The sequence below is a fragment of the Endozoicomonas sp. ISHI1 genome (genome assembly GCF_024606225.1).
Lineage (GTDB): Bacteria > Pseudomonadota > Gammaproteobacteria > Pseudomonadales > Endozoicomonadaceae > Endozoicomonas_A.
Window position 1 is genome coordinate 48,691 of sequence record NZ_JAGRPU010000035.1, and the last position, 8,686, is coordinate 57,376.

The 8,686-nt window shown below is 45.8% G+C and carries 8 protein-coding genes; 5 read left to right on the forward strand and 3 right to left on the reverse strand.

Annotated features, from left to right (window positions below):
- Positions 1-215: 215 nt before the first annotated feature.
- The gene (murI, locus tag KBW69_RS18760) at positions 216-1,028 is read left to right on the forward strand and encodes a glutamate racemase (protein ID WP_257276221.1); all 813 of its coding nucleotides are present in this window, start codon (positions 216-218) and stop codon (positions 1,026-1,028) included.
- Between the two features lie 42 nt (positions 1,029-1,070).
- On the opposite strand, the gene KBW69_RS18765 is transcribed toward murI, so the two are convergent.
- Positions 1,071-2,186 (reverse strand): TRAP transporter substrate-binding protein, encoded by a 1,116-nt coding sequence (locus KBW69_RS18765; RefSeq protein WP_257281850.1) that lies wholly within the window; start codon positions 2,184-2,186, stop codon positions 1,071-1,073.
- A 207-nt stretch (positions 2,187-2,393) separates the two neighbouring features.
- Here KBW69_RS18765 and KBW69_RS18770 point away from each other — a divergent pair, with 207 nt between their 5' ends.
- The 3 genes from KBW69_RS18770 to KBW69_RS18780 all read left to right on the forward strand — a co-directional run bounded on the left by KBW69_RS18770 (position 2,394) and on the right by KBW69_RS18780 (position 5,440).
- Positions 2,394-3,791 carry a hypothetical protein gene (locus KBW69_RS18770; protein WP_257281851.1) on the forward strand — a complete coding sequence of 466 codons (1,398 nt, stop codon included), beginning with the start codon at positions 2,394-2,396 and terminating at the stop codon, positions 3,789-3,791.
- A gap of 503 nt (positions 3,792-4,294) precedes the next feature.
- Positions 4,295-4,834, forward strand: coding sequence for a hypothetical protein (locus KBW69_RS18775; RefSeq protein WP_257281852.1), 540 nt, complete (start codon positions 4,295-4,297; stop codon positions 4,832-4,834).
- Positions 4,835-5,008: 174 nt separating this feature from the next.
- Positions 5,009-5,440 carry a hypothetical protein gene (locus KBW69_RS18780; protein ID WP_257281853.1) on the forward strand — a complete coding sequence of 144 codons (432 nt, stop codon included), beginning with the start codon at positions 5,009-5,011 and terminating at the stop codon, positions 5,438-5,440.
- Positions 5,441-5,524: 84 nt separating this feature from the next.
- On the opposite strand, the gene uvrD is transcribed toward KBW69_RS18780, so the two are convergent.
- On the reverse strand, positions 5,525-7,678 hold the full coding sequence (gene uvrD, locus KBW69_RS18785) for a DNA helicase II (protein WP_257281854.1): 2,154 nt from the start codon (positions 7,676-7,678) through the stop codon (positions 5,525-5,527).
- Between the two features lie 272 nt (positions 7,679-7,950).
- Between uvrD and KBW69_RS18790 the strand changes: the two genes are divergently transcribed.
- Positions 7,951-8,130, forward strand: coding sequence for a hypothetical protein (locus tag KBW69_RS18790; RefSeq protein ID WP_257281856.1), 180 nt, complete (start codon positions 7,951-7,953; stop codon positions 8,128-8,130).
- A gap of 56 nt (positions 8,131-8,186) precedes the next feature.
- Here the strand turns inward: KBW69_RS18790 and KBW69_RS18795 are convergent, their stop codons facing one another.
- The gene (locus tag KBW69_RS18795) at positions 8,187-8,522 is read right to left on the reverse strand and encodes a hypothetical protein (RefSeq protein WP_257281857.1); all 336 of its coding nucleotides are present in this window, start codon (positions 8,520-8,522) and stop codon (positions 8,187-8,189) included.
- Between the last annotated feature and the right edge of the window lie 164 nt (positions 8,523-8,686).

Below are 8,686 nucleotides of genomic sequence, written 5' to 3' on the forward strand. Positions count from 1 at the left end.
TGAGTGAGTGATTTGCACCACGAATATCGGCTGCCATGTCGCATGAAAAACAGCCATACCCAATCCGGATTTCTTTCCACCCGGAAGTTTCGCTCCCCTCTCACCCTTCAGCAGGTGCCTCTGAGGAGGTATTTAGCAGCCAGCTATTTTCAAAGAGGAGTAAAGGCTCTAGTCTATGCTGTCTATGTTTATTGCACCGGTACCTCTGTCATCCTATGCAACAGAAGCCTATCGTCATTTTTGACTCCGGAGTCGGAGGTCTCAGTATTTACCAGAAAATCAGAGAGAATCTGCCGTTTCTTTCCGTGATTTACTGCTCTGACAGTGAAGGTTTTCCCTATGGCCCAAAACCTGAAAATGATGTGGTCGAACGAACCCTTCATTGCCTGACGCGGCTGGTCGCCAACTTTCAACCAGCCCTCGCCATCATTGCCTGTAATACAGCCAGCACTATTTCTCTGCCCAGAGCCCGCGAGTTGCTCGACATTCCTGTTGTTGGCGTTGTGCCAGCGATCAAGCCAGCCAGCCAGACTTCACAAAAGCGCTGCATCGGTCTTCTGGCCACACCGGGAACCGTTGCGAGAGATTATACCAATCAGCTGATCCATGAGTTTGCGGGAGACTGCGAGGTGATTCGGGTAGGAAGCAGTGAACTGGTGCACCTTGCTGAACAACATATGCGCGGTGAATCAATAAACCTTGATGATTTGAAAAAAATTATTAGACCACTGTTTAATGGTAATAACTGGCCAGACTGTATTGTTTTGGGTTGCACCCATTTCCCACTGGTTCAGGAGCTTCTCGATTCTGTCGTACCAGCCCCGGTTACCTGGGTTGATTCAGGCGAAGCAATCGCCCGCAGAGTCGCCTCTTTGCTGAAGACGCATTATTCCTATCCTGAAGGGCCCCATTATGAAGGGACTGTGGAACATCGCTTCCTTTATACGGGCTCAGACCAATTGGTCACATCATTGCTGCCTGCTCTGAAAGCCATGAACTTTTCAGAAATAGCCTGTCTGGATAACTGACGACAAGTGCCTGACCGGGAATAACCCCGATCAGGCTGACTATCAAAGTTCTCTGGCCTGATAGTAAGCCACTTCTGAAATGTTGTGATACTCCACAGACTGCCTGCGGAATGCATCATAGGATTCATAGATCCTTTTTGCCTGCTCGCTGTTGCTACGAGTCTCAGCCACGACTTCTTCAGAGATGATCTTTAGCTGTTTAAGTACATCATCCGGAAGTTTTTTCAGCTGCACACCGTGCTCTTCAACCAACTGTTTCAGGGCGGCATTATTGCGGGCAGTGTATTCATCAATCATATCCTGATTCACTGCCCGGGCAGCGGTGGTCACAATGGCCTGCAAATCGGCCGGTAACGCATTCCATTTATCCAGATTGACAGTGAACTCAAGCACTGTGCCCGGCTCGTGCCAGCCAGGATAGTAGTAGTATTTTGCGGCTTTATAGAGACCAAATGCCAGATCATTGTAAGGACCTACCCACTCAGTCGCATCAATGGTTCCCGTCTGAAGTGCGGTAAAGATTTCCCCACCCGCTAAATTGACAGGCACCCCGCCCAGACGTTTGAGAACTTCGCCACCCATACCAGGAATGCGCATCTTCAGACCTTTCAGGTCTTCCAGAGAGTTAATCTCCCTGTTGAACCAGCCTGCCATTTGAACCCCGCTGTTACCCCCGGCAAAAGGCTTGAGATTAAAGGGCTTGTAAAGGTCATCCCAGAGTTGCTGACCGCCACCGTAGTGAATCCAGCTGCTGATTTCCTGAGCATTCAACCCATAAGGAACCGTTGCGAAAAACTGAGCGGCAGGCTCTTTTCCTTTCCAGTAATAAGCACCGCTGTGACCCATGTCGGCTGTGCCATTGGAGACTGCGTCGAACACCTCCAGAGGGGGAACCAGTTCACCACCGCCGTATACCTTTAGCGTAAGCCGACCAGCGCTCATCTCATCAACTAATTTGGCAAATCGTTCTGGTCCCATACCCAGACCCGGAAAGTTTTTCGGCCAGGAGGTTACCATTTTCCATTCGTAGGTTGGTTTAACTGACTCGGCTGGCAATGCAGAAGTCGATGTTGCAGAAAATTCCGGCTCACCACAGCCCGAAAGAAATGTCACTGTCGCAGCCAGTCCGATGAATGTAAGAAAGTTACGGCGTCTCATTAAGCTTACCTGTTAATTGTTGTTTTTATTATGTGATCGCAGAGCCTGCCGAAGAAATAGTAGGACGTTATTGAAAACTGTTCAACCCGCCAGTTCTTAAGTCTGCTGTGATCCTGATTCTCGACTACCCTCAATGCCATGGTTTCATTATCCAATAAAGATCAATCAACCGTTTTCAATACACATTGACATATGAAAGGCGATGTTATGCTTAAGAAAAAATTGAGATATTCAGACTACACCCTCATTTTTATGCTGTTATTTGCTTCACCTTATGCCCTTGCTTATCCGCATTTAAGCTCGAGTTCCTTGCTAAATTATCTGGCAACCATGTTGGTTCTCCAATCTACCATTAACCTTCCTGGTAATCATAATACCGGCTTGGTAGACGCCAATAGTTGTGACGGCAGCTGTCAGTTTGAGCCACAGTTGCATGAATATTTTCAAGGCAGCGTTATTCTTTTTGTCAGGGCTGTTCAATCCCCTTGCTCAAAACGCATTTTTGATGAAAAAAAGGAAATTTGGTTTGGGGGTTGGAGTCATGAATATAGTTTTATCGATCCTTTTATGATGAAGGTAGAAAAAAATGGTAGTTTGACTCCGGAAATAGGGTATGACGGAAGGTTTGCTTATTCTGTTAAAGATGATCCGGAAGGCATTAGTCTGAAAATCTTTTTTAAGGATGTACAGCCAGAAGAGGCTGGATTTTACGGCGCTCGCTTCCGTATTGACTCTTGGCCCCCTGTTATGTTCTCGTGCATTCTTGAACTACGACACATTCATCATGGACCATTGCAACCAAATATTAATGTTATCAGGGGCAATGAAGCCAGGTTTCAATATAGATTTAATCCCACTGTTGATAATGAAATACCCTCACTGGATTCGATCCGCTTTGGTCCCCAGCAAAAAAATGGAAGTATTGAAACCTACCTGTATTGGCAGAAAGACAAGGTAGAAAGTACCGCCTATAAAAATGCTGAAAAACAGGTTCCGCTGAATTTTTCCAGTCCGGCAAATACATCGATGACCCTTTCCAATCCGAGAAATATTTCACTGGATCTTTCCGGACTTGGAAACTATACCTTCGCTATTACTCTTCATGGAGTAGATTTAAATGATACTGGTCGGTATCTCTGTGATATAGAAGTGACACGTACTCTGAAGACTTTCCACACGCTAACTGCAGACCTTATTGTCGAGTCAAATCTCTCCGATCCTGATTTTACAGAGCCATCGACCCAAAGCTCATTTACGCAAACGCCTACTTCCTACCCCGGTGATACTAAAAACCGAAAAACAGATCTTACCATTAAACTCAACTTACCGACTGCTACCAATGAACCATTCATCACTCAGGATCTCCTTAAACAGGGCTCTCCTTATCCTGACACCGACCAGAAAAAATCATCGCGAACTTACGGTGAAGGGATTGGGTCAGGGATCGGCATTGGAATCCCCGCAGGGGTGGTGATAACCACTGTAGCGGCTGCGGGTATTTTCTTACTTGTCCGTCATTTAAGAAACAACCAGAAACATTATGGTCTTATTGATAGAGAGTTTGTTCCTTTTAATGATGGTGACATTCTGCTTAACGCAAGATGATCATTAAGACTTGCATAAGTCTTCTCAGTTATAATCACTGAAGTTACGCAGTTGACAGTTCTCATAGCATGCGCCGGTGACTTAACCACCGACGCATTCGATTTCAGCACTTTAAGGAAGAGCTCGACTTCCCACCGTTTCCTGTAGATCGCCATGATATTCTCGGCATCACAGTCAAGATTGCTATAAACCGGATAGAGAATGTCTGTACTTCTTCCATCGTTGTTTTTAAAGACATGACGGTATAGCAGAACGGGGAAACTGAAACCTGCTATCACAAATCTGGCCCACTCCTCCAATTAAGATTAACTAACCAGCTGGTTAATGACTTATCTCAAGCAACTGCTAATGTGATTATTGACATCCTCCCCACCCTAAAGAGGCTGTCGCAAAAGTACGAGGTTTACGTTCATTCGATAAATCTGACTAATGACTGACAAAATATCTGTTCCTCTATAGAGGGGTAAAGGGGTAAAGGGGTAAAGGGGTAAAGGGGTAAAATTATGTTCACGAATAATGAGATACCGAAAACGACACAGCCGTTTGACTATACATCGCTTGCTAAGAATGACTCTTCAGGATCACTCAGCAGTTTTTCCGGTCGTTCTGTAACCCGGCACGAAGTAAATTTTTCCTATTTCCCAAAGCAAAAAGAATCGTGCAACGTAGATTGCCTCAATATCACCCAATTTACGGATCATAAAGCCGTAGTGACTTTTTATTTTGGTGAGAAAACGTTGGGGGATTGGCTTAATATTACAGAATCCTATGGGCCCTCATTTATTGGGCATCATGATGTTCATCATCAGCCGCGCATCCACAAAAAAGACTCTCCATTCGATAGGCACAGTCACGTCCTTATTGAAAGTGATAAGCTCGAAAGCTATGTACAAGAAGTCTCTGAAGAAATAGGCTTGTCTTCAGTCGATATTGCGCAGATTCAGCACTCCACCCGACAGTTTTGCGATAATCCCGGGGAGTCCAGCATCAAGTTTGAAGACGGCAGCTATGCAGAAAATGGGGGTGCCCGTTATTTACCGTAGTTTCGCATTCATACCACAGGTAATAGATGTCCGATCAGACGTAACACTGATGACGGTAGCAAACGACAGCGAAGTGCGTAACTTCAGTTAACCATCTATTGTTGTTCGTGACTGTGGCCTTTTGTTCCGGGAACATCAGGATTCAATTTCATTCGTTTGAGTAAGAAGGTTCCTATGAACAGAAATTTGATCATTTTTGTGCTGCTATTCGCAACGGTCTCCTATGCAGAATTGATCAAAGTAAATCCGGGCAAGTACTTTGACTATTATCATATGCAATACGAGCTAAAATCTGGCGAATACACGGTTAACAAGAACTACGGTTTTAATCAAGGCGGTCAGTTTGAAGTATTAGTGCCTAAAAAATTCTTTCCTATCTCTGCACCTAACTGTAAAAAAAATATCATTATACGAATGCCCGCTTCAGATACTGAAGAGCAAAAAAAGGCATTGTACGAAAAGTTAATGGCGGGAAAATCGGTAGTCGTCACACTGGAACTTAACCCCTATGTCAATATCATCAACGAATCGCCATTAAAATTAGAGTTACAGTATTGTAACGTGTTTTTCAGACAAAAATTGGGCAATTACTACGACAGATTGTGAATTATGCTACGGAAACCTGCAAATAAGTCCTTGCTATTCTGGTCTACCAAAGGACTTATTCACACGTTCTTTATGCTCTCACACTTATAGCGGACTCAGGTTAGCGTAAGCCATCATTAACCATTTTGAGCCTTCCGAATCAAAGTTCACCTGAACCCGAGCCTGACTGCCTTCACCCTCATAGTTCAGGACCACCCCTTCACCAAAGACATCGTGATGAACACGCTGACCCAACGCCAATCCATGGTCAGACTTTTGCACAGAAACCGGACGAGTGATTGATCCACCCAAACGCACTTCCTGCAGCAACTCGCCGGGAATTTCCCGAATAAAGCGGGAAGGGCGGTTCATGGTGTCATTCCCGTAGAGTCTGCGATTCTCTGCGTAGGTGAGGTAGAGCTTTTCCATAGACCGGGTAATCCCGACATAACAGAGTCGTCTTTCTTCCTCCAGATTGCCTTCTTCCAGAGACATCTTATGAGGGAACAGACCTTCTTCCAGACCGGCGAGAAAAACCAGAGGAAACTCCAACCCCTTGGCTGAGTGAAGAGTCATCATCTGAACACTGTCTGTGAACGCGTCAGCCTGATTTTCCCCTGCTTCCAGAGCAGCGTGGGCCAGAAATGCATCCAAAGGCGACATGGGCTCTGTCTCTTCATCCTGATCGATGTCGTCAATATCAAACTCGCTGCACGCGGTGACCAGTTCCTCCAGGTTTTCTACCCTGGCACGACCTTTTTCTCCTTTCTCTTTCTGATGATGATCTATCAGACCAGAGACGGATATTACATGGTCGGCCAATTCCCCCAGCTCCAGATCATCGCCTGAAATACCCAGGCTTTCTATCAGCTCAACAAACGCACCCAGAGAATGGCCGGCTTTGCCACCCATGGCACTGGTCGCAACAACACTTTTGATGGCACCCCATAAACTCAGGCCTTGTGAACGGGCTGTTTCACGGAGTTTTTCAACGGTTTTTTCACCAATGCCACGAGTAGGTATATTAATGACCCTTTCCAGGGAGGTGTCGTCATTGGGTGAGCTGACCAGTCTCAGATAGGCCATAGCATTCTTGATTTCCGCCCGTTCAAAGAACCGCTGACCACCATAAATTCGATAGGGAATGGAAGCCCTGAGCATGGCTTCTTCCAGAATACGGGACTGGGCATTGGAGCGGTATAGTACCGCCATACCACTGCGAGCCATTCCCTGTTCAGAAGCCTCACGAATGCGATCGGTAATAAATCGGGCTTCATCCATCTCGTTAAAACCGGCATAAAGCTGGATGGGCTCTCCCTCATTACCGCTCGTCCAAAGTTCTTTACCCAGCCGGTCCGGGTTATTGGCAATCACCGCATTGGCAGCACGAAGGATGTTGCTGGTAGAGCGGTAGTTCTGTTCAAGACGAATGGTTTCAGCTTTTGGGAAGTCTTTTGAGAATTGTCGTATGTTTTCAATACGGGCACCACGCCAGCCATAGATTGACTGATCGTCATCACCGACGATCATCATTTTGTCCTGATCACCAGTCAATATCCTTAACCAGGCGTACTGAATGGCGTTAGTATCCTGAAACTCGTCCACCAGCACATAACGGAATCGCTCTTGATAGTGCTGAAGAATATCCGATCTTTTCAGCCAGAGTTCATGTGAGCGTAAGAGCAGCTCACCAAAATCAACAACTCCTGTCTGGTTACAGTAGTCTTGGTAAGCCCGATAAACATCCAGCATGGTTCTGTCAAAAGGATCATAGCCAGGTTCGATGTAGTCAGGCCTCAGCCCCTCATCTTTCTTACTATTGATGTACCACTGGGCCTGCCGGGGGGGCCACTTCTGTTCGTCCAGATTCATGGCCTTCATCAGACGTTTTATCACCCTGAGCTGATCATCGCTGTCGAGTATCTGAAAGTTTTCGGGCAGGCCTGCATCCTTATAGTGAGCTCTCAACAACCGGTGAGCCAGTCCATGGAAAGTCCCTACCCACATGCCTCGCGGAGGAATCCCTAGCAGCTCTTCGATTCGGCTTCGCATTTCTGCGGCCGCCTTATTGGTAAAAGTCACCGCCATGACAGAGTAGGGCGACATGCCTTCAGCCTGAATCAACCAGGCAATACGGTGCACGAGTACCCGGGTTTTACCACTGCCAGCACCTGCCAGAACCAGCAGTGAACCCGGAGGGCTTGTGACCGCCTGTCGCTGGGCATCGTTCAGGGAGTCAATGATAGGGGTTACATCCATAGATGGCATTCTTTCCAGCTAGATAAACACTATGCAGCCCGGCGGCTCAATCCGAAACCAGAGCTGTTAAGGAATTGTACAGGTTTTTAGCAAAATCGTCGTAAACTCTCATTTGGACGGTGGTTTACAACCATTCTGCTAAAAATCTATTTTGTAGGATATATCTCACATACTTTGTCGTGTTTTTCTCTTGTTCTTCTCAAGCATTTTTCATAACTTCGTAACTGTCAGAAAGCATCATAAAAAAGAATAAAAAACAAAGGGGTGCCATCATGGCTAACAAAGATACACAGCTCAAGAAAGATTATCTTCAGGAAGAAGAAATTATTCGAGACGATCTGCCTAACAAAGGTTCAAAACGTGCACTGCAGATTCGAAGAGCCCTGGAAGACAGGCAAGAAACCAAAAAACTCAGCTCCTTCTTTGGCGACAGCTATTGGGGCGATGTTTGACCATCGATTTTTCAGCCCCTTATCAAGGAAGGTGTTGTAAAGGGGCTGAGACTTTCCTAACCATTGTAGTGTTTACTTTCTTCCGCTTTCCCTAAGGCAATTCTGATATCACCCAACTTTCTCCCAATGGTGTATTCTGGCGGTTTCATCTCCATTGAACTGGTAATCCATACTGGCTGTTTAATATGAAAACAATGACCTTCTTCAGTCGTTAGCTTATAAGAGGGAAAAGCCAACACAAACTTTAACTGCAAACGACCATCTTCGTGCCTATGTATTTGTGTTTCACACTTCCTTTCCTGTGGAGCAATAACACGATGCACGCCCAGTTTTTCTTGAACCATAACACTCAAGGTATTGACCAATGGGTTGTATGGGCTTTGACTCACCATATCCGTCAGGACACCTTTCAGTGCTTCGGGTTAAAAAAGTTCGCAATAATCTATTATAATCTAAAGCTATCTAATATAATCTCAAGAATGGATAAGAGATTAGTGAAGATAGGTGAGGCAGCTCGTTTACTTGGTACAGACCCAGTAACACTACGAAAATGGGA

Excerpts from the sequence above, each read along its gene's own strand:
- KBW69_RS18775 (WP_257281852.1), top strand. The coding sequence starts at position 4,295 with ATGTTCACGAATAATGAGATACCGAAAACGACACAGCCGTTTGACTAT.
- KBW69_RS18770 (WP_257281851.1), top strand. The coding sequence starts at position 2,394 with ATGCTTAAGAAAAAATTGAGATATTCAGACTACACCCTCATTTTTATG.
- KBW69_RS18780 (WP_257281853.1), top strand. The coding sequence starts at position 5,009 with ATGAACAGAAATTTGATCATTTTTGTGCTGCTATTCGCAACGGTCTCC.
- KBW69_RS18790 (WP_257281856.1), top strand. The coding sequence starts at position 7,951 with ATGGCTAACAAAGATACACAGCTCAAGAAAGATTATCTTCAGGAAGAA.
- KBW69_RS18795 (WP_257281857.1), bottom strand. The coding sequence starts at position 8,522 with ATGGTGAGTCAAAGCCCATACAACCCATTGGTCAATACCTTGAGTGTT.
- murI (WP_257276221.1), top strand. The coding sequence starts at position 216 with ATGCAACAGAAGCCTATCGTCATTTTTGACTCCGGAGTCGGAGGTCTC.
- uvrD (WP_257281854.1), bottom strand. The coding sequence starts at position 7,678 with ATGGATGTAACCCCTATCATTGACTCCCTGAACGATGCCCAGCGACAG.
- KBW69_RS18765 (WP_257281850.1), bottom strand. The coding sequence starts at position 2,186 with ATGAGACGCCGTAACTTTCTTACATTCATCGGACTGGCTGCGACAGTG.